The sequence below is a fragment of the Viridibacillus sp. d25.2 genome, assembly GCF_055456015.2.
On sequence record NZ_CM196652.1, the window covers coordinates 4,123,165 to 4,141,973 of the forward strand.

Annotated in this window: 24 protein-coding genes and 2 pseudogenes; 13 read left to right on the top strand and 13 right to left on the bottom strand. The window is 36.9% G+C overall.

Going from position 1 to position 18,809, the window contains the following annotated elements; genetic code table 11:
* Positions 1 to 186 precede the first annotated feature (186 nt).
* Positions 187 to 702 carry a YwhD family protein gene (locus tag ACZLO7_RS20190; RefSeq protein WP_464937982.1) on the bottom strand — a complete coding sequence of 172 codons (516 nt, stop codon included), beginning with the start codon at positions 700 to 702 and terminating at the stop codon, positions 187 to 189.
* A 67-nt stretch (positions 703 to 769) separates the two neighbouring features.
* On the opposite strand from ACZLO7_RS20190, the gene thmT reads away from it, so the two are divergent.
* The gene (gene thmT / locus ACZLO7_RS20195; protein WP_464937981.1) at positions 770 to 955 is read left to right on the top strand and encodes a 2-hydroxymuconate tautomerase; all 186 of its coding nucleotides are present in this window, start codon (positions 770 to 772) and stop codon (positions 953 to 955) included.
* Positions 956 to 1,191: 236 nt separating this feature from the next.
* Positions 1,192 to 1,393: pseudogene (locus ACZLO7_RS20200) on the top strand (IS3 family transposase); the annotation flags it as partial.
* Between the two features lie 105 nt (positions 1,394 to 1,498).
* On the opposite strand, the gene ACZLO7_RS20205 reads toward ACZLO7_RS20200, so the two are convergent.
* The 3 genes from ACZLO7_RS20205 to ACZLO7_RS20215 form a co-directional block, all read right to left on the bottom strand.
* Positions 1,499 to 2,005, bottom strand: coding sequence for a YwgA family protein (locus ACZLO7_RS20205; RefSeq protein ID WP_427749489.1), 507 nt, complete (start codon positions 2,003 to 2,005; stop codon positions 1,499 to 1,501).
* Between the two features lie 25 nt (positions 2,006 to 2,030).
* A complete protein-coding gene (locus tag ACZLO7_RS20210) occupies positions 2,031 to 3,329 on the bottom strand; it encodes an HD domain-containing protein (protein WP_464937980.1) in 1,299 nt (432 codons plus the stop codon).
* Between the two features lie 363 nt (positions 3,330 to 3,692).
* Entirely contained in the window at positions 3,693 to 3,929 is a 237-nt protein-coding gene (locus tag ACZLO7_RS20215) for a YuzB family protein (protein ID WP_038180139.1), read from the bottom strand.
* 226 nt (positions 3,930 to 4,155) lie between these two features.
* On the opposite strand from ACZLO7_RS20215, the gene ACZLO7_RS20220 reads away from it, so the two are divergent.
* On the top strand, positions 4,156 to 4,809 hold the full coding sequence (locus ACZLO7_RS20220; protein ID WP_464937979.1) for an RsfA family transcriptional regulator: 654 nt from the start codon (positions 4,156 to 4,158) through the stop codon (positions 4,807 to 4,809).
* A 128-nt stretch (positions 4,810 to 4,937) separates the two neighbouring features.
* Here ACZLO7_RS20220 and lipL read toward each other — a convergent pair whose 3' ends face one another.
* Positions 4,938 to 5,768 carry an octanoyl-[GcvH]:protein N-octanoyltransferase gene (gene lipL / locus ACZLO7_RS20225; RefSeq protein WP_464937978.1) on the bottom strand — a complete coding sequence of 277 codons (831 nt, stop codon included), beginning with the start codon at positions 5,766 to 5,768 and terminating at the stop codon, positions 4,938 to 4,940.
* A gap of 163 nt (positions 5,769 to 5,931) precedes the next feature.
* Here lipL and hemQ point away from each other — a divergent pair, with 163 nt between their 5' ends.
* The gene (hemQ, locus tag ACZLO7_RS20230; protein ID WP_464937977.1) at positions 5,932 to 6,684 is read left to right on the top strand and encodes a hydrogen peroxide-dependent heme synthase; all 753 of its coding nucleotides are present in this window, start codon (positions 5,932 to 5,934) and stop codon (positions 6,682 to 6,684) included.
* 110 nt (positions 6,685 to 6,794) lie between these two features.
* On the opposite strand, the gene ACZLO7_RS20235 is transcribed toward hemQ, so the two are convergent.
* Entirely contained in the window at positions 6,795 to 7,016 is a 222-nt protein-coding gene (locus tag ACZLO7_RS20235) for a hypothetical protein (RefSeq protein ID WP_464937976.1), read from the bottom strand.
* Between the two features lie 295 nt (positions 7,017 to 7,311).
* On the opposite strand from ACZLO7_RS20235, the gene pnuC reads away from it, so the two are divergent.
* A complete protein-coding gene (pnuC, locus tag ACZLO7_RS20240) occupies positions 7,312 to 8,001 on the top strand; it encodes a nicotinamide riboside transporter PnuC (RefSeq protein ID WP_464937975.1) in 690 nt (229 codons plus the stop codon).
* Between the two features lie 80 nt (positions 8,002 to 8,081).
* Here the strand turns inward: pnuC and ACZLO7_RS20245 are convergent, their stop codons facing one another.
* A complete protein-coding gene (locus tag ACZLO7_RS20245) occupies positions 8,082 to 8,843 on the bottom strand; it encodes an HAD-IIB family hydrolase (protein WP_464937974.1) in 762 nt (253 codons plus the stop codon).
* A 44-nt stretch (positions 8,844 to 8,887) separates the two neighbouring features.
* The gene (locus ACZLO7_RS20250; RefSeq protein ID WP_464937973.1) at positions 8,888 to 9,355 is read right to left on the bottom strand and encodes a YbaK/EbsC family protein; all 468 of its coding nucleotides are present in this window, start codon (positions 9,353 to 9,355) and stop codon (positions 8,888 to 8,890) included.
* A gap of 97 nt (positions 9,356 to 9,452) precedes the next feature.
* Between ACZLO7_RS20250 and ACZLO7_RS20255 the strand changes: the two are divergent.
* A pseudogene (locus ACZLO7_RS20255) lies at positions 9,453 to 9,852 on the top strand (cell wall hydrolase).
* A 20-nt stretch (positions 9,853 to 9,872) separates the two neighbouring features.
* Complete coding sequence (gene gerQ, locus ACZLO7_RS20260; RefSeq protein WP_464937972.1) at positions 9,873 to 10,211, top strand: spore coat protein GerQ; 339 nt, start codon at positions 9,873 to 9,875, stop codon at positions 10,209 to 10,211.
* A gap of 41 nt (positions 10,212 to 10,252) precedes the next feature.
* Here the strand turns inward: gerQ and ACZLO7_RS20265 are convergent, their stop codons facing one another.
* From ACZLO7_RS20265 to ACZLO7_RS20275, 3 genes are all read right to left on the bottom strand, one after another.
* Entirely contained in the window at positions 10,253 to 11,311 is a 1,059-nt protein-coding gene (locus ACZLO7_RS20265) for a beta-carotene 15,15'-monooxygenase (RefSeq protein ID WP_464937971.1), read from the bottom strand.
* A 114-nt stretch (positions 11,312 to 11,425) separates the two neighbouring features.
* On the bottom strand, positions 11,426 to 11,803 hold the full coding sequence (locus ACZLO7_RS20270; protein ID WP_464937970.1) for a DUF423 domain-containing protein: 378 nt from the start codon (positions 11,801 to 11,803) through the stop codon (positions 11,426 to 11,428).
* A gap of 21 nt (positions 11,804 to 11,824) precedes the next feature.
* Positions 11,825 to 12,133: a YwdI family protein gene (locus ACZLO7_RS20275; RefSeq protein WP_464937969.1), complete on the bottom strand. Its 309-nt coding sequence runs from the start codon at positions 12,131 to 12,133 to the stop codon at positions 11,825 to 11,827.
* Between the two features lie 278 nt (positions 12,134 to 12,411).
* On the opposite strand from ACZLO7_RS20275, the gene ACZLO7_RS20280 reads away from it, so the two are divergent.
* Positions 12,412 to 12,561 carry a hypothetical protein gene (locus ACZLO7_RS20280; protein WP_464937968.1) on the top strand — a complete coding sequence of 50 codons (150 nt, stop codon included), beginning with the start codon at positions 12,412 to 12,414 and terminating at the stop codon, positions 12,559 to 12,561.
* 395 nt (positions 12,562 to 12,956) lie between these two features.
* Here ACZLO7_RS20280 and ACZLO7_RS20285 read toward each other — a convergent pair whose 3' ends face one another.
* Both ACZLO7_RS20285 and ACZLO7_RS20290 read right to left on the bottom strand, forming a co-directional pair.
* Complete coding sequence (locus ACZLO7_RS20285; protein WP_464937967.1) at positions 12,957 to 13,634, bottom strand: uracil-DNA glycosylase; 678 nt, start codon at positions 13,632 to 13,634, stop codon at positions 12,957 to 12,959.
* A gap of 5 nt (positions 13,635 to 13,639) precedes the next feature.
* Positions 13,640 to 14,401, bottom strand: a complete 762-nt coding sequence (locus ACZLO7_RS20290) for a DUF4230 domain-containing protein (protein WP_464937966.1) — start codon at positions 14,399 to 14,401, stop codon at positions 13,640 to 13,642.
* Between the two features lie 191 nt (positions 14,402 to 14,592).
* Here ACZLO7_RS20290 and ACZLO7_RS20295 point away from each other — a divergent pair, with 191 nt between their 5' ends.
* The 5 genes from ACZLO7_RS20295 (at position 14,593) to ACZLO7_RS20315 (ending at position 18,772) form a co-directional block, all read left to right on the top strand.
* A complete protein-coding gene (locus tag ACZLO7_RS20295) occupies positions 14,593 to 14,853 on the top strand; it encodes a hypothetical protein (protein ID WP_464937965.1) in 261 nt (86 codons plus the stop codon).
* Positions 14,854 to 14,996: 143 nt separating this feature from the next.
* On the top strand, positions 14,997 to 15,830 hold the full coding sequence (gene thiD / locus ACZLO7_RS20300) for a bifunctional hydroxymethylpyrimidine kinase/phosphomethylpyrimidine kinase (protein ID WP_464937964.1): 834 nt from the start codon (positions 14,997 to 14,999) through the stop codon (positions 15,828 to 15,830).
* Positions 15,831 to 16,163: 333 nt separating this feature from the next.
* On the top strand, positions 16,164 to 16,514 hold the full coding sequence (locus ACZLO7_RS20305) for a YojF family protein (RefSeq protein WP_464937963.1): 351 nt from the start codon (positions 16,164 to 16,166) through the stop codon (positions 16,512 to 16,514).
* 12 nt (positions 16,515 to 16,526) lie between these two features.
* Entirely contained in the window at positions 16,527 to 17,222 is a 696-nt protein-coding gene (gene bshB2 / locus ACZLO7_RS20310; protein ID WP_464937962.1) for a bacillithiol biosynthesis deacetylase BshB2, read from the top strand.
* A gap of 194 nt (positions 17,223 to 17,416) precedes the next feature.
* A complete protein-coding gene (locus tag ACZLO7_RS20315) occupies positions 17,417 to 18,772 on the top strand; it encodes a YjiH family protein (protein WP_464937961.1) in 1,356 nt (451 codons plus the stop codon).
* The last annotated feature ends 37 nt before the right edge of the window (positions 18,773 to 18,809 follow it).

Genomic DNA, 18,809 nt, shown 5'->3' on the forward strand with positions numbered 1-18,809 from the left:
AGTTACATGGGGCATCCGGCTTGGGTTTGTCAAAATGCCGCATGTCACTCATAGAAATCGGTTACCTAGTGTCCTAGCTTACTTTCGCAAGTTGTAGTTAAAGTGTACTGCCTTTCAATGACAGTTTCAACCACGGATTGAAACCGCTTAATAATTGTCACACTTTGTTCAATCATTTTCAAAATTTTAGAAGTCTAGTTCTTTACGTAATTGCTCTGAACTTAGTGACCACATTTTCTCGTTAAAGCCGTGTAAAAACTCGCCTAACACTTGTTTTGACTCAGTATCCATATGCTCTACGATGATATGGCGTTTCATAGATTTATCCATTTTGTTGACATGGTCTGCTAAAATTTTATAACCGCGGCGTTTTTCTCTATTGACAATCATTTCACAAGCTGTTACACCTGCAAAATACGCTCCGCCTTCTTTATGATCAATTGTCACCCATACTAGCCAATATGGTTTGCCACCTACTGAATCTTCTCGATTAGTTGTAAATTTAATACCTCTTTCAACATCACTACGTGCATGCATAGCCCCTACTTCTACTGTGGCTTTTTTTTCTTCAATATCAATCATAACTGGTGATACGTTCTCAAGCGTTAAAGAACCTACACCAAACCCTTTATGTCCGTCTGTTGGATCGTTTTTAATAATCGTAAATCCTAATTTTTGTTTTGGTTTTTCTTCATTAGTCATTCGCATAATCCCTCCGTTCTGTTATTATAACGAATATACACTATATTTTAAATGAGGAGGACTCTTTATGCCTATAGTAACAATCAAAATGATCGAAGGTCGCACTGACGAACAAAAACGTAATTTAGTTGAGAAAGTAACAGCTGCAATTTCTGAAACCGTAGACGCACCAAAAGAAAATATCTCAATTATTATTGAAGATATGAAAAAATCCCATTTTGCTGTTGGTGGCGTACGTAAAAGCGACATTTAATTATATATATTCTGCAAAACTGCCATCCCTTTAAGGGATGGCACTGAAAAAGTCCATAAAATGAATTTTAGCCATGGCGGAAACGATTAATCGTTTCTGCCATGGCTTTTTTTGTCGATGCCGTTAATTTCCGTTCCGGCGGACGCTTCTTTCCTGTGGACGAACCTTGAGCCTCCTCGTCGCTAACGCTCCTGCGGTGTTCGCTAGTTCCCCAAGGAGTCGCCGCCTGCACTCCTATGAGATTAGCTGGGATTCCTGTAAAATAATTATTAGAAGAGTTGAATATTCGTAATTATTGTCAATTAAAAACATGGATGAAGTGGCGAGTTGCATCGTCTTAAACAGCCAGTGGGTAAACAATATACATTTGGTAAAGGACCTGAGTATGAAAGTGAAACCGCTAAGTTACAAGTTGAAAATCGTTATTTGAAGCAACAGATTTGATTCTATGGAAATACAACCAAGCTTATTTTTATTTCAGTGTAAATGGACATTAAAATCTAACGAAGCCTAAAAAAAAAATCCCCACTTGGAGGATTTTTTTTACTGGATTGAAGCTGTTGCAAGTTGCGCTATAAATTCGAAAGCATCTGTCATCTCTTCTTCTGTGAAGTTTAATTTCCCTTTTACAACATGTACCTTTTCAATTTGCTCTTCTTTTGTGAGTTCATCAAAATATAGTAGTGTTGAAACGAGCTCTAAAAAACGTGCACTTCTATCATTCATCATATGAATTACTTTTGGTAACTTGTCATGTTGCTTTCCTAGCATTGTAGAAAAACTTGTCCCTTCAGCAGTTACCGCATAGCGATATTGCACATATGACCCTTTGTCTTCTTTTTCTTCTGATAAAAAACCCATGTTACAAAGCTCTTCAACGCGTAATGTTAGCTCTTCTGAGTAAGGCCCATATATATGAAATTGGTATTTTTCTTGGAATGGAAATTGCATTTTCTTTGCGATATAGACCATCTTTTGTAATTTTTTTCGACCAGTGACTTGACCTGCTAATGACACAAATTGTACGACTTTTGCGTGTTCTTCTAGCACATTTAAATCTCCTTCCGGGAGGTTACTAACCTTTTAATATATCTAAAATTTGTTTTCTTAGTATTTTTTTCTTACCATTCTCAAGTAAAATATCTTCTGGAAAATATAATTTATGATCCGTTCTGCGTTTTCCGGATATAGCATCGACGATGTCCGATGATCTTGATAATTCACGAATTTCCTCATTCGGCATTAATAGATGAATCGGTAACCTCTCCTCTTCTTCACCTGGACGATAAAAATCATATGGTAAATCTGAAGATGAATCTAAAACTAAGTAGTACTGAGGGTCAATACCTGCTTTTCGGAATAAATTCTCTAGTTCACGTAGTTTTTGATAATCTTTTGCAGGGTCAATTTCCACATAATTAAACAATTTACGGTTCACAAAACGTCTGCTTAAATCACTTAAAATAGGATCCGTCTCACGTATCCACAGTTGGAAATATGTCAGCAAAATACTTTCATCTAATGCCAAATAATCTTCAAGTTCAATATTTCCGTCAAAAAACGCTTGGAAATGCGTTGGCTCATGTAAGAATGAATAACCTTTTTCACTCAACGCTTTCGCACGATGTAAAATTTTCGTCAAAATTACTTCCGCACTTCGGGATACAGGGTGGAAATAAACCTGCCAATACATTTGATAACGACTCATAATATAGTCTTCTACCGCATGCATACCACTTGATTTGATGACCACTTGATCCTCACGTGGACGCATCACACGCAATATTCGTTCCATATCAAAGTGACCATAACTTACACCTGTATAATAAGCATCACGTTGTAAATAATCCATTCGGTCGGCATCAATTTGGCTTGAAATCATACTGACAACTTGTTTATTTTCATACGTTTTCGCAATAACATTCGATACTTTTAATGGGAAATCAGCTGCAACGCGACTTAGTACTTGATTGACTTCGGTATCGCCCATAATAATATGACGTGTAAATTCCTCATGATCTAAGTCAAAAACATGTTCAAAAGCATGTGAAAAAGGTCCATGTCCTAAATCATGCAATAATGCAGCACAAAGAACGACAAGCCGTTCACTTTCATCCCATTCTGGTCTACCCTTGAACACGTCATCGACCATCCGGCGGACAATTTCATAAACACCGAGCGAGTGATTAAATCGACTATGCTCTGCACCGTGGAACACTAAATAAGTCGTACCTAGTTGCTTAATACGGCGTAATCTTTGGAATTCTCTTGTACCAATTAAATCCCAAATAACTTGATCTCGCACATGTACATAGCGATGGACTGGGTCCTTAAATACTTTTTCTTCCTCTAACTTTGCTGTCGCGTAACTCATAAGGCACCCCGCTTCCGCTTTTTGTATTTATCTATTGAAGTTTTATTGCGAATTATAAAAAATAATTATACTAGTTCTAGCTATAATATGAGATTGATGACCATCCACTTCTTAACAATCATCTACTCAAGTTATCAGAACATAGCACAATTACTTAATAACAAGAATTCTTAACGAATTAACCATTCTACTACAACTATATTTACAAGTATAAATGAAAAAACCACCTTTCGGAAAGGCGGCTAAAGTCTGACTTCAAGCTAGGAATTTAGTAAGTTTATGAACTAAATTCTGCACTAATCAGCCTACAATTTGTTACTCTTATTACAAAAATGACTGTCATATCAACATACTAATCGTCTGTTATAGTCGATTCTGTGATTTTAGTTTGGCACGTACTTTTTCCATTAATTCCTCTTCTGTTAAAGCAGCACAAGGACGATTATTTACGAATGCGAATGTTTTCTTTCGTCCAGGACCACAATATGACTGACATGCGATATCGACTGAAGCATCAGCATCGATTTCTTTTAATTTCGGGATTAATGTTTTTAAATTAACGGCCTGACATTCATCGCAAACTCGAAATTCGTTTGCCATCTGTCTACAACCCTTTCTATATTTGAATCTGAAGTCTAACAGTCATTGTATCGTATTTATAGCCGTTCCTTCAAGTTTATAATATGCCATTACCTCATAGCATTCTCTTTTCTTTTAGCTACAAAAGCATTCACATCAACACCTAGCATAATATTTTGCAAGTTTGTGAATAAAAAATAGAGAAAGTGACCACGCTAAGACTATCAACATTATAGGAGGTTACAAAATGGTAAAAATAAGACAAGATGCTTGGTTAAAAGAAAACGATGAATTATTAGCAGAAGCAGTTATTCGTCACGTCAAAGAAGGAAGTACACAGTTAAATGCCTTTGAAGAAGCTGGAGATGCCTTAAATCGTACCGCAGCTGCATGTGGATTTCGTTGGAATGCGGTTGTTCGCAAAATCTATGAAAATGAATTAGCAGATGCTAAAAAAGAACGTAAGGAACGTATGCGTGTATTCGGCCAAACTGTACGTCGTCGAAATACAGGAATCTATGTGCTACCTACTAGTGGTAATACTGAGAGTACTGGTGCTCCTGAGCAACAACGTTCCATCCCGCTATCTTCACTTTCACTGGATGTCGTGATAGCTTACTTAATGCGCTTACAACATATAGGTAGTGGCAATGATTCTGAGACAACAAGATGGCGCCATTTAGCGAATGTAGCTAATGAAAAAGTATCTCGCTTAGAAGCTGAGCTTAATAAGCTAGAGAAGGAGAATCGCCACATGCGCAAAGATTACGAGCAATTTGCTCAAATTATGAATCGCGCACGTCGCATGATTACACTAGATGAAGAGGAAGAGCATATTGCTCCCGTTTTCACAATGGAGCGCAACGGAAATTTAGTTGTAAAAGAACCACCTATGAACTAATAGGAATAATCAGAGATAGTGTTACTCTAAGAATTTCACTACCACTCTTCTACTTCCTAATATTATTTATTATTAATCTAATACTAAAACCCGACCCGCTTGCGAGTCGGGTTTATTATTGTTCTATGTCATTTACTTAGCATCTTTTTATTACGTTCGAAAACACGATTCAAATAAAAACTATAAAGCTCCATCTCTTCTTGTTGTAATGAGCCAATTTGTAGTTCATCACTGAGTTCCATTAATAATTTTTGTAAATCTATAACTGTTTGTTGAACAGTTAATTTTTCATCTAATAACTCTGATAGGGAAGCCATGACTTCTGGACGTACTTGAGGGTACTCAAATTTCGTTTGCTCACCCTGCAAACCTTTTTCATAGAAATCTCTTATTAAACTAGCACGCTCTGATCCACTGCCTTCTATACATAAATAGATTTGAACGGCGATACCTTGGCGCAATCTGCGTTGTGAAATGCCCGCGAATTTCTTGCCACCTATACTTAAATCATAGGAGCCTGGGCAGTACGAACCAACAATTTCATATGCTTCTACACGTTCTGCAGCTTTTGGAAATAATGTTTTAATGAGTTCGACCATCACATCATAGCCTGTATTAATATCGATATGTGAATGTCGTTCAGACAGTACAATGGAAATATTTAATACACCTGGATCTAGCACAACTGCAAGTCCACCTGAGTTACGAACAATTGGTGAGAAGCCTTTTGCCCTTAAATAGTCCATGCCATCTACAATATGTGGTAAGCGATGGTCTTGAATGCCAAGTACGACTGAGCGTTCATGTACCCATGTGCGAACCGTTGTTGGTGACATGTCTTGGCCAACTAAATGGCATAAGGTATCATCAGCTGCGAATGATTCTAAAGGTGAGTGTCCAATACCACTCACGGATTGGTCCCAAAATCGCCATGTTTTTTGCTGTAGGTATGCTAACATTTTTTTAATCTCCCGGACTTTAATGGTTTTCTTCACTAGCATACACGAATCAGTCAAATTTCTCATGTCAAATTCGTGACTTTCAAGCAATAGAGAGACTTATTTTTCTATTTTATGCTAAACTAATTTTGAATGATTCTCACTTAAAGGAGTGTCCATAATAATGATCGAAGCAGCACAAACATTAGATGGTTGGTACGTATTACATGATTTCCGTTCAATCGACTGGGCTTCTTGGAAATTAGTTTCTGAAGAAGAACGTCAAGCAGCGGTTGAAGAGTTCCTCAAATATCTAGAAAAAATTAACGAAGCTGACATCGCAAAAACAGGTAGTCATGCTTTCTACTCAATCGTTGGTCAAAAAGCAGATTTCGTGCTTATGACATTACGCGAAACAATGGAAGAATTACAAGAGCTTGAAACAGAATTTAATAAATTAGCAATTGCTGATTTCACAATTCCTTCTTTCTCATACGTTTCAGTAGTTGAACTTTCAAACTACCTTGCTGGAAAAGACTCTGACGAAGATCCTTATCAAAATCCACATGTACGCTCTCGTTTATATCCTGAATTACCTCGTTGGAAGCATATTTGTTTCTATCCAATGGATAAACGCCGTCAAAAAGGCGCTAACTGGTACATGTTACCAATGGATGAGCGTAAAGAATTAATGCGCAGTCACGGTTTAATCGGCCGTAGCTATGCAGGTAAAGTTAAACAAATCATTTCAGGTTCTGTCGGTTTTGACGATCATGAATGGGGCGTTACTCTATTTGCTGAAGACGTATTACAATTCAAAAAACTAATATATGAAATGCGTTTTGATGAAGTAAGTGCTCGCTATGCAGAGTTTGGCGCATTCTTCGTTGGTAATATTTTAGATAACGATAAATTAGTGAAACTGCTAACTGTTTAATCAACTTCACCCTAAAGAAAGCTCTTTATTTTAAAGAGCTTCAATATGTCGACAAAGGCATTCAGAATGCTCACATCCTGAATGTCTTTTGTTATTTTTATATATTTTGGTTATTTAAGATCCTCTTTTATAGATACATACTCTTTGAGTGTTAATTTGTAATCTATTTTTGGACTACGCCAAGTCAATTGGCATGTTTTTTTAAATTCATAACAGCAAAAGTAAGTATCTCCTGCACTGGACACTTTTTTCGGCCTTTTATGATTAACCACAACATCCTCAATTTTCCCCATAAGATGTTCTTGAAGTGCTAGCAGATATAAAGCAATCATTTCAATTTGATCTCTTTCAGCATTTTCGTTAGTTTTCCACAACATCAAAAAATTAATTATATTATATGTGTAGTTGATTGGAGCGTAGCGACGAAGCGGCTTGGCGCTCACCCGCGGGAAGCAACGGTCTTATCTATTTTTTAAATTAAAAAGACCGTATATAAACTCAAATTTCTTCGATTTTATAGACTGTCTGAAGCTCTTTATTTTAAAGATCTTTTTTAACCCTTAAGTGTCTTTACACCTGTTGATATTAGATGTATACTTCATAAAAACCCAACATTTGGAGGATACTATGAAAGATTGGACATTATTTGAGAAGATATGGCTAACAAGCTTTACACTTATTAATATTTATTTATTTTTTGCATGGGATGATACTCTTTTAGGTTTAATCAGCTCTATTACAGGAATGCTTTGTGTTGTGTTAGTAGCTAAAGGAAAAATGTCAAACTACTATTTTGGTATGATCCAGACATCAACATATGCTTATATTTCTTATACATACGGATTATATGGTGAGGCCATGTTAAACGGACTTTTTTACTTCCCAATTCAGTTTATCGGGCTTTATATGTGGAGTAGACATAAGGTAAAAGAAGGTGCTATTGGCGAAGACGTTGAAGTAAAACGTTTAACGAAAAAGGGCTGGATTACCGTAATTACCGTTAGTATCGTAGCCTCTCTAGTTTATGCAGAAGTATTATCACTAATAAACGCACAACAAGTTCGCATTGACTCCATGGCTGTAGTGTTATCAATTATTGCACAGTTCTTGATGATTAAACGTTATGCAGAGCAGTGGATCATGTGGATCGTTGTTAACGCTTTGTCTGTTGTTCTTTGGATTGTTACATTAACACAATCAGGTGGTAATGACTGGAGTATGCTTGTCATGTGGGTTGCTTTCCTATTCAACTCAATTTTCGGCTATTATAATTGGATCAAAATGTCTAAAGGCCAACAGTCTTCAACAGTAGAATGAATAGAAACAGCAAACTCTTAAAACAAAGAGTTTGCTGTTTTTGCGTTTTTTTAAACATATGATTTTATTCGGAAAACGTTTTATGCATATCGAACATTAAATTCTGCTAATTTCTCTATAATTTGTTGTTCAACATTTACATCATTTGAAATAGCTTCATCAGAATAAGGTGCAAGAATCTCATGATGCCCTATCATGACAGCATGATGAGCATGCTCGAACATAGAGATATCATTGGTATCATTACCAAATGCAATATAGCTCCCTTGAGATATACGGAGCTGCTGTAAGGCACTCCATTTATGAATACCTGTTGGGCTAATATCCAATATCCCTTCATCTCTATGTAAGTGAATGATGACATCCAGTTGTTTCAGCTCTTCATGAAGGGCTTCCATATTACAGGAGGTCAAAATCAGCATTTTAATGATTGAATTTAGTTTTTCAAGCGGTTTCTTTTCTGCTAAATTATGAGGATTCAGGTTATTTAGAATTGGATGATCTGCAGGACCTGTATAAGCATAATCCCAGTCACCATCAATTAGATAGGTAGCATGGTATTTTTCTAGTAACGCCTTTAGTTTCACTAATATTGTTGGGCTAAATCGAGCTACTTGTTTAATATTCCCATTCTGACATATAAGTGAGCCGTTTCCTCCTATCATTTTATAACCGTGAAACCTTTTATGAAGTACTGGCAATAAGTCACGGATCGGGCGTGCAGATGCAAAAACAACTTCATGTCCACTGGCTGTAAGTTGTTCTAAGCTTCGTAGTATGGGTTCTGTGACTGGTTGGCCTTTAAAGCAAATTGTACCATCCAAATCGAAAACAAAATGCATGTATGACACTTCTTTCTATGAGGCTCGTGAGTTTTATCCTCTTATTATTTGACTGCGACAATTTTGCCGCCTGTGAGCTGTAAGAGTTCATCTGCAGTTAGCTGTAACACAGCTTTTGGATGACCCGCTGCTGCCCAAATTGTATCATATTGGAAAAGGTCTTCGTCAATTAAAGTGAAAATTTCTGATGCATGTCCAAAGGGCGCTACTCCTCCAATTACAAATCCTGTATGTTCACGAACAAATTCTGCATCGGCTTTACCTAGCTTGTCTTCTACAACTTCGGCAATATGTTTCTCATTTATACGATTAATACCACTGGCAACAACTAAAAGTGGAGCATTAGTATTTTTCATGCAAAAAATGATTGATTTTGCAATTTGCGCAACCGTGCAACCGATAGCATCTGCAGCTTCTTGAGCTGTGCGCGCACTGTCAGGTAACTCTACTACCTGATTATTAAAACCTAGCGATTGTAATTTTGTCTGAATAGCAAGTGCACTTTCTTTCATAAAATACAACTCCCTAAATAGATATTTTTTTTATTATACATGAAGAGGCGGTCTTATTTTCATAAAATTGCATATATATTAGTGAGGAGGTTTTGCGATGCCTGTCATAAAATCAACGGATGCTCAACTAGAGTTGCTAGCATGGTTGATGCGAGCCGAGGCAGAAGGTGATGGTTGGCAGTGTTGATGTAAACCAGGTAATTGCTAACTGCCTTGACTTTAATAATATTCGAACAATTGAAAACATGGTTTACCAAAGTCCAGGTGGATTTTAAGCAACACAGAAAGGGTATTTTTATCAACGGGCACGCGATCAGGGTAAAAGTTTGGCGCGTAGAGTAATTAACGGTGAAAGATTTCATCCAGCAACGCGCTCGCTATGGTTTTTCATGCCTGAGGGTGGCTGTCCTGCTCAATTGTATGGTCAATGGAATATGGGACGCTTTAAGTCGCATTGCTTCTTCTCTCCAAGTGAAAGTGATTGTCCGCAAATTTAACTGTTAGAAAGGATGAATGAATGGTCCAGTATTATTGGCCACCTAGCTATCAACAGATGACTCCTCCCCAAGTGGCAATTCCGGGTGGTAGACCACCCGGTCTACCACGTGAGGAATCTTATATTGAAAATATTTTTCGACTAAATCGTGGGAAGCCGGGGAATTTTCACTTTTCGTTTGATCATAAAGTAGATGGCGGCGGAAATACGATTAACGTACGCGGTGTCGTGGAGGCGGCTGGGCGCGATCATGTCATTTTAAGTGATCTCAGAACGAATCACCGTTACCTCTTCCCGATGATTTACTTTGATTATGCTGAATTTGATGAGGAATTAGCTTATTTTGATCAATCTCGATAAACAGCAAAACCCTTCCTTTAACTGGAAGGGCTTTTGTTTTTTTATTCACTTAATAAATGTTGTTGTAACGATTGTTCAAAGGCTGTTGGGTCATCAAGGCGAATAGCGACACGTGAATATTGCTTTTTAAAACCTAATAACAAAGAAGCAGTACATGGTCTTTTCAATTCTAAAATAATATGGGGGTGAACTGCTTCAAAATCTCTTGCAACAAATTCAATCGTTGTTTTAGTATTAAGTTTTTTCTCGAGTTCTTCTCGATCTGTTGTGATCGATTTAATGTCATCTAGCGAAAGTTCCATCTGCTTTACTAGACCTAACGATAAGTATAATTTCCGCCCTTTCAGACGTACTGGATTCAAACGTACCGCCTGTATATCTCCAAGAAAGAAAACAACACTATAAACGTTTAATATGAGTAAGATAATGGATAAGATTATTGATTTTTCGTGAAGCCACCAATGGATACCAATTGTTTCGATCACAACCCCGTGAATAAGCATAATTTGAAAGGCCAATAGACTAGATTTTTTGTGTAAAGTAAAGCAGTTAGGTGTGACTGGGATAGGCTTTTTCCATGATGCAAAAGCATAATAAAACATAAGTAAATCTGAGATAATCATTTGCACGATTCGTTGCTTTGATACCTTTTTTTGAACCGCCTTTGGAAAGGCAAATAATAAATTTTCATCATGTGTTCGCACTTCACGAATGACGGCTGGCATTAGAATAAAGAGTAATGCAATCAAACTAAACTCAAACAAAACTATGGAGCCTTCTATGGTAAAACCTACATAAGAAAAACCTACATATGGTGCAAGATGCTGGGCTGGAATTAATAGCTTTGCGAAAATTAATCCACCTGCCATTAGCATTATAAAACGTTTAATCGAAAATTTGTTTTTTCGATTGATTGCAATGATTAATAACGGTACAACAATTGCTAAATCAAAAAGACTTCCTAGAATAACACCTTTTGTTTCCTCTGACAAAATAATTTCCGATAATGGCGTCCGATATAATGCAAAGTTCGTCGTTAAAACAAGTAAAAGTAACGCCATCCAAATATAGCTTTTCAAATCTCGTTGACTTGCTACCATTTCATCACCCTATCTTCATTATTTCACAAAAAAGTAATAGGTATTTTTAATAAAGAATCAACCTTTACCAAAAAATCTCATCTGATAAATTAACAAGTAAAATTTCTTTCAAAATTAAACATGTTTAAGTGTTGCTAGAATAACCATTACCCAAGCGGCTAAGAATAGAACTCCACCGATTGGTGTAATAGCCCCTAAAATGCCAACACCAGTTAAGCATAAAACGTATAAGCTACCTGCAAAAAATACAATTCCTGCAAGCATTAAATATCCTGCACGTGAAAGCTGAGTAACAGGCCCGATTAATGAAGAGCTCATTAAAATACCGATCGCGATTAATCCTAAAGCATGGAACATTTGATATTGAACAGCTGTATCCCATACGGCTGCATAATGCTCGGATAATTTCCCTTTAAGTGCATGCGCCCCAAATGCGCCCAAAGCTACTGCAAGAAATGCGTTCACCGCACCTGAAACAATAAAAAATCTCATCTTCTTTTGACACTTCCTTTTCTAAAAATCAAAAATCGAGTCACCATTTGCATCCACTTCATGAAGCTTGTTTGTAGTTACTGAAGCCGGTATCTGCGTCTGAGCCATCTGTTGTGGCAGTTGCGTATTTCGTGCTTGAACTACTTGAATATCTTGCATGCCAAGTTGTCTCGATGTAGTTGTTGCAACCCCTGGAGATTTAGTTAGCACTACATCGCATAATGCGCGAACAGCAGAAAGTGCTTCACGAATCTCCTGCTCGTTTTGAGCATGCTTTGCTTGCAACAAATGTTTATCAATTTCAGCAATAATTATTTCATGCGAAATCATTTGATGTTTCCTCCTTGTTTCGGCTCAAACTTCAAACACTCAAGACCCGAGGACTTTTTTACGATTATTGAAGGTAGCTCTTTACTTTTGAATTGGTATGCCCGGCATCCTCTAGGACTCCGTTGGTCCCAAGTAACATAAAAATGCCTACATTTAAAACAACTCTCTTGCATGACGCTCCCCCTCTTCATACTTCACTTTACCATGATTATAACAAACCATAAAGTGACGGGTTTTTGTCTTAATGCTTAAGTGGCCTGTTTTGAGGAGGAATTCCGTTGGGAGATTTGATTGTTGTGCTTTTTGTGGTGATTGTTGCGTTAAGTGCGGTGATTGTTGCGCTTATTCGGCTCATTGTTGCGTTATGTGCGGTGATTGTTGCACTAACTCGATTCATTGTTGCGCTAACTGAACCTATTGTTATTTAGCAGAATATTCACGTCCTAAAACCCCTTATTCTTCACTATAAGACTTCCACTAGGGCATACGTGATTCATCACCTGCCGACCCCACACCAATATCTGATTTAATACTTTAGGCTCTCGGACAGAGAAGGAATTCCGTTGAGAGATTGATTGTTGCGCTAATTGCGGTGATTGTTGCACTAACTGCGGTCATTGTTGCGTTAAGTGCAATGATTGTTGCACTAACTCGATTCATTGTTGCGCTAACTGACCCTATTGTTATCTAGTAGAATATTCACGTCCTAAAACCCCCTATTTATTAGAATATTCACTTTCTTTAAACCTTGATCACCTATATTTACGCGCCACAAATCCCAAACAAAAACCGTTCTCTACAATAAGAACGGTTTTCGATATCGTTATTTCGTTAAATCAAAATCTATTGGTGATACTCCCCACTCTCGGAGCTGTGCATTGATTTTAGAATACGGTTTACTGCCGAAAAAGCCTCGATATGAACTAAGCGGACTTGGGTGAGGTGCTTCGATAATTGCATGGCGACTTGTATCAATCAGTCGTTTTTTTTGTTGTGCAGGTTTGCCCCAAAGGACGAAGATGATCGGTTGTTCACGGTCTGATAGCTTTTGAATAATCTTGTCTGTAAACTGCTCCCAACCTTGCTTTTTATGAGAATGAGCTAGTCCTTCTCGAACTGTTAAGACGGTGTTTAACAAAAGCACGCCTTGCTCTGCCCATTTTGTTAATGTCCCGTCCTCTGGAATCGGAAGGTCCAAATCCGATTGCATTTCCTTCAACATATTTTGCAAGCTCGGTGGATGCTTAACACCTTGTTTTACAGAAAAGCTCAATCCGTGCGCTTGACCTGCTCCGTGATAAGGGTCTTGGCCCAATATGACAACCTTCACATTTTCGTATGATATATAACGAAAAGCATTCCAGAGCTCCTCTTTAGAAGGGTAAATTGTTTGTGTGGCATATTCTTTTTCCAAAAATTTTTGAAGCTGCAAAAAATATGGCTGATCAAATTCAGTGCTGAGTACTTGCTGCCAATCATTGTCGAAAACTTGCTTTGTCATCTGTTCTACTCCTTAAATTTAACTGTCACTTCATATCCGACAAGTGCGAACATATCGGCAACAGAACTCTGTGCATTACTTTTTGCTGTTTTTATAACTCCTTGAGTGGATGCTTCCTCAATCATTAGTTTTTTTGCTTCTTTTGCTAGTTCATATGCTTCGCTAATATCTGCTTTTTCTCGGAACAGACCTTCACTTGAAAAGACTTGGACATGATCAAAGTCTATTTCCGGTTCCCCTAGTATCTTTACACTCGGCAATGTAATCGTAGCTGTTTTCTTCTCTTCATTTAATTCTATATCTTTTTTAGTAATCTTTGAAAAGTCTACCCCTGCTTTAACACCACCAGGGATAACAACTAATAATTCTCTTTTAGTTCCTGGCAAGTTTATACCAATCTCTTTACCAAAAAGTTTATTGTCAGAGCGCTCAATCATAATCTTTGTATAAGCCTCTGCTGTTGTTAACTCATTCAAATTTTGAATGCGTTCCATGATTGAACCTTTATTTTCTGTGAATGTACTGCCTTTAATGATATTCATAGCTGCAATCGGAATGATAAATAATAGTGCGAGTACAATAATTGTTGCCCATACATACCATTGCATAAAGAACTTCCGCATAAATATTTTTCGAAAAAAACCTTTCTTTCTATCTTTCCTATAGTAAAGAGGCTCTGAAGAATCAAGAATCGTGGCAGATTGTTCTTCTGACTTTAATTCTTTTAACATCTTCTCAAGCTCTCGTATTTTCTTGTTTGAAGTCATCTTAATCCCTCTCTTCAATTATTCTAAAAGGAGTTTACTATTCCTGAAATTCAATTCGACATTATTCTACTATGTTCACTCCTATTATAAGAGTTTCTGTTCTATTAATACAGTCGATTGAATTTGGTTTTTATCGGCAATTTTATGTAAAATTCATTTTAGAGTAAGTATTATGGGACGGAGTTGGAGAAATGGCTGATTTACAATGGCGAGAAAAGGTGAAAAGAATTACGAATGTGGCTGAAAGTGGACAACATGTGCCGGAGCAGGCAAAAATGTTTGGCATGGGTTGTTTCTATATATTTTTTGCTTTTATTATTTTAATTTTTCTTTTTCTATTAATAGGATTTATTCAAAAGGGACATTATATAGCAGCTTTAATAGTAGGATTAATTTGTTTAGGCGGGATTATTATCATTCGGAGAATTATAAATGCAGATCGATTACCTTAATAAAACCCAAACTGACCTTATCGAAAAGTTAGTTTTTGACCATTTTATTCTAGCCAGTTATTTCGTTATAATAGGGCTATTCAATCGTTTTTATATTCCGAAAGTTTAATAAAATAAATTTCCATTAAAAGGAGTCTTTATCAATGTCACTAAAAAAAACACTAACAATAGCCGGCACAGATGCTTCTGGTGGTGCAGGTTTACAAGCTGATTTAAAAACATTCCAAGAGCATGGCACATACGGTATGTGTGCAGTGACTGTTGTTGCTACAATGGATCCAGACAATAACTGGTCTCATGGCGTATATACATTACCAATCGACGTTCTTAAAGCTCAATTAAAAACGACTCTTTCTACTGGCGTGGATGCAGTAAAAACAGGGATGATTTCTACTGAAGAAGCGATTCAAGTAGCTGGTGAGTCAATTGCAAACTCTGGTACAACGAATGTTGTAATCGATCCAGTAATGGTATGTAAAGGTGAAGATGAGGTATTAAATCCAGGTAACGTTGAAGCTATGATTAAATACCTTTTACCACAAGCACTTGTTACAACTCCAAACCTTTTTGAAGCTGGACAACTAGCTGGAACAGGTACACCAAAAACAATTGAGGAAATGAAAGTAGCAGCTCAAAAAATTCATGAACTTGGCGCTAAAAACGTTATTATTAAAGGCGGTAAAGCTTTACAACATGAAAAAGCTGTAGACCTATTCTCAGATGGTCAAAAATTCATTTTGCTTGAAGCTGATAAAGTAGATACTACTTATAATCACGGTGCTGGTTGTACTTTCGCTGCTGCTGTAACAGCTAACCTAGCTAACGGTTTATCTGTTAAAGAAGCTGTGTTCGAAGCGAAAGCATTCGTTGCCGCTGCAATTGAACATGGTTGGAAATTAAACCAATTCGTTGGACCTGTTATGCATGGTGCAAAAGGCGTTTATGGTGCTCCCAAAATCACTACTACTGACGTTTAATGTTAAATAATTGAACCTTCGCAATTTCACCTATCGCGGAGGTTTTTTATGTATATTTTTTCAGATTTAATCAACTTCTATAAATTTATGCTGGGACAAGAGTTCTTTATGCAAAAAATAACCTTATTTAAATGAGCATTTTCATAAACCATTACCATTTAAATAAAAGAATCACTTTCTATATACGCTGTTTTTCTAGGCAGCTTGTCCTCAAAAAATCAATTCTGACAAAACATATAAAGAAAATAGATTTTTTGAGCATACGAATCGCATTCGTAGAATTTTTTCTCTATACTAGAGAATAGATTGCTAGCTGTTGGAAGGAGAATTTAAATGGAAATAGTACAAATTGAAAAGCTTCAACAACTTCTTGATTCCTTTGCGAATAAAGATGTTTATATACATTTAGAGACGACCAATGGGGCTTATGCCTCTCATTTCAATGAAAAAGTATTCAACGCCGGTGCATTTATCCGTAACATTAAACTTCAATATGAATTGGGTAAAGTTACAGCAGGTGTTCCTCACCGCGTTGGTTTGAAAATGGCACATGGTTGGGTTTATGCGCAAGGCATTACTCACTATGAAATAGATGAACAAAATCGCTTGCTAATGGCTGGACATGACTATGACGGCAAATTAGCAGTAGCACTTGAAATTAGCGAAACACCATTTACTTATTAAGGAGTGATTCAGATGACACTACAACCTGAACGACACGTACTTGTCGTATTCCCGCATCCTGATGATGAAGCATTTGGTGTTTCTGGCACCATTTCAACTTATGTCAATCAAGGAGTACCTGTCACATATGCATGCTTAACACTTGGCGAAATGGGACGTAATCTTGGAAATCCCCCATTTGCGACACGTGAGACTTTACCTTTAGTTCGTAAAAAAGAATTAATAGCTTCATGTGAAGCAATGGGCGTTACAGATTTACGTATGATGGGCTTACGCGATAAAACAGTAGAATTTGAAGATGATGAGAAAATGGTTCAAATGATGACTGACCTTATCGATGAGTTGAATCCATCGTTAATCATCACATTTTATCCAAATTATGCTGTACACCCTGACCATGAAGCAACTGCTCGCGCCGTTGTACGTGCAGTACGTCGTATGCCTGTAGCAGAACGTCCGAAGTTACATGCTGTAGCTTTTGCGAATAATACTGGTGAAGGTCTTGGTGAACCAGATATTGTTAACAATATTCGTGACGTACGTGAGCAAAAACTTGGCTCAATGCGCGCTCATATTTCTCAAACAGCCTGGATGCTTGAGGAAAATGAAAAACGACTAGAAGCCGGTGAACCAGAAGCTGAGAATTGGTTAACATATGAACGTTTCTTTAGTTATCGCTGGCATGAAGATTTTGAAGAACAATTTTAAAAGATTAATGACTCCCCCTAGTAATATTTTTATTAAAAGAATGCTAGGGGATCTTTTGTTTTCTAGAGACTATAAATGTATTAACACCCTTTATTGTCTGAAAATTATGTCTTTTACACAAACTATTTACAACTGAATGTAAACTCTTTATGATGAATAAATATTCAACTATAAAACGAGGTATTTAATATAAAATGAAAAAATTCCCTATATCTACTTGGTTATTATTTATAATTCCGTCACTGATTGGCGTATTCTTATTTATGACGCCACTTAAGACTGCTGAAGGTTGGAAGGTTCCTATTGCGATTTTGGCGAATTTACTTGCCGGATCTTTGGTTTCATTCATTTCCTGGTTTACAGTTATCGTATTCTTCATCGCAGCAATAGGTTCGGTTGCTTATCACTTTATTCCGCAAAAGAATCCTGAGAAGCCAACAATGTTCGATGGTATTTTCCGTGTAAATTGGTTTTGGACAATAGCACGTGTTCTTGGTTTTGTTTTTGCATTTATGGTTGTACAAGATTTCGGTCCTAGCGCAATCCGTAATGAAAATACAGGTGGTCTGTTAATGAATCCTGATGATGGTCTTGTGACTTTCCTATTCACGATTTTCTTATTTGCAGGCTTACTGCTTCCGTTCTTAACTGAATTCGGTTTACTTGAATTCTTCGGTACAATGATGGTTAAAATTATGCGACCATTATTCAAAATTCCAGGGCGTTCTTCAATTGATGCATTAGCTTCTTGGATTGGTGATGGTACAATTGGTGTCCTTTTAACTAGTCGTCAATATGAAGAAGGAAATTATACGCAAAAGGAATCTGCGATTATCGCGACTTCCTTTTCAATTGTATCAATTACATTCTGTATCGTGGTAATTGATACAGTACATTTAGGTGAGTATTTTATTCCATTTTACGGAGCGGTGATTCTATGTGGCTTAATATTAGCCTTGATCATGCCTCGTATTTATCCCCTTTCTAAGAAAAAGGACACATATATCAATGGGAAACCACTTGATCTTGAACGCGAAAAATTACCAGAAGGCTATAATATGATTACACACGGTTTAGAAAATGCATTAAATACAGCTGAACGTAATCGTAAATTCAGTAAATTTTTCATTGATGGTTTTAAAAACGTTTTAGATATGTGGTTCGGTGTTGCACCGATCGTTATGGCATTTGGTACTGTAGCATTAATGCTTGCCGAATTTACTGGTATCTTCACGTTCTTAGGAAAACCATTTGAGCCAATATTAACAATGCTTGGTTTACCTGAAGCTGCTGAAGCTGCACAAACTATGGTTGTAGGTTTTGCTGATATGTTCTTACCTACTATTCTTGGTTCTGGTATTGAATCAGACTTAACACGTTTTGTAATTGCTGGTGTTTCTGTTTCTCAGTTAATTTACATGTCAGAGGTTGGTGGCTTAATCCTTGGCACGAAAATACCGCTTAACTTTTTTGAGTTAATCATTATTTTCTTATTACGTACTTTAATTTCTTTACCAATTATCGCTGGTATCGGTCATTTAATCTTTTAATAAAAAAAGCAGGACAGTCTTATTTAAAAGGCTGCCC

Coding starts and splice junctions, on each gene's coding strand:
- ACZLO7_RS20315 (WP_464937961.1), top strand. CDS start 17,417: ATGAAAAAATTCCCTATATCTACTTGGTTATTATTTATAATTCCGTCA.
- hemQ (WP_464937977.1), top strand. CDS start 5,932: ATGATCGAAGCAGCACAAACATTAGATGGTTGGTACGTATTACATGAT.
- gerQ (WP_464937972.1), top strand. CDS start 9,873: ATGGTCCAGTATTATTGGCCACCTAGCTATCAACAGATGACTCCTCCC.
- thmT (WP_464937981.1), top strand. CDS start 770: ATGCCTATAGTAACAATCAAAATGATCGAAGGTCGCACTGACGAACAA.
- ACZLO7_RS20265 (WP_464937971.1), bottom strand. CDS start 11,311: ATGGTAGCAAGTCAACGAGATTTGAAAAGCTATATTTGGATGGCGTTA.
- lipL (WP_464937978.1), bottom strand. CDS start 5,768: ATGTTAGCATACCTACAGCAAAAAACATGGCGATTTTGGGACCAATCC.
- ACZLO7_RS20190 (WP_464937982.1), bottom strand. CDS start 702: ATGACTAATGAAGAAAAACCAAAACAAAAATTAGGATTTACGATTATT.
- ACZLO7_RS20215 (WP_038180139.1), bottom strand. CDS start 3,929: ATGGCAAACGAATTTCGAGTTTGCGATGAATGTCAGGCCGTTAATTTA.
- ACZLO7_RS20290 (WP_464937966.1), bottom strand. CDS start 14,401: ATGACTTCAAACAAGAAAATACGAGAGCTTGAGAAGATGTTAAAAGAA.
- ACZLO7_RS20220 (WP_464937979.1), top strand. CDS start 4,156: ATGGTAAAAATAAGACAAGATGCTTGGTTAAAAGAAAACGATGAATTA.
- ACZLO7_RS20245 (WP_464937974.1), bottom strand. CDS start 8,843: ATGCATTTTGTTTTCGATTTGGATGGTACAATTTGCTTTAAAGGCCAA.
- ACZLO7_RS20295 (WP_464937965.1), top strand. CDS start 14,593: ATGGCTGATTTACAATGGCGAGAAAAGGTGAAAAGAATTACGAATGTG.
- ACZLO7_RS20285 (WP_464937967.1), bottom strand. CDS start 13,634: ATGACAAAGCAAGTTTTCGACAATGATTGGCAGCAAGTACTCAGCACT.
- ACZLO7_RS20305 (WP_464937963.1), top strand. CDS start 16,164: ATGGAAATAGTACAAATTGAAAAGCTTCAACAACTTCTTGATTCCTTT.
- bshB2 (WP_464937962.1), top strand. CDS start 16,527: ATGACACTACAACCTGAACGACACGTACTTGTCGTATTCCCGCATCCT.
- ACZLO7_RS20250 (WP_464937973.1), bottom strand. CDS start 9,355: ATGAAAGAAAGTGCACTTGCTATTCAGACAAAATTACAATCGCTAGGT.
- pnuC (WP_464937975.1), top strand. CDS start 7,312: ATGAAAGATTGGACATTATTTGAGAAGATATGGCTAACAAGCTTTACA.
- ACZLO7_RS20235 (WP_464937976.1), bottom strand. CDS start 7,016: ATGATTGCTTTATATCTGCTAGCACTTCAAGAACATCTTATGGGGAAA.
- ACZLO7_RS20275 (WP_464937969.1), bottom strand. CDS start 12,133: ATGATTTCGCATGAAATAATTATTGCTGAAATTGATAAACATTTGTTG.
- thiD (WP_464937964.1), top strand. CDS start 14,997: ATGTCACTAAAAAAAACACTAACAATAGCCGGCACAGATGCTTCTGGT.
- ACZLO7_RS20270 (WP_464937970.1), bottom strand. CDS start 11,803: ATGAGATTTTTTATTGTTTCAGGTGCGGTGAACGCATTTCTTGCAGTA.
- ACZLO7_RS20210 (WP_464937980.1), bottom strand. CDS start 3,329: ATGAGTTACGCGACAGCAAAGTTAGAGGAAGAAAAAGTATTTAAGGAC.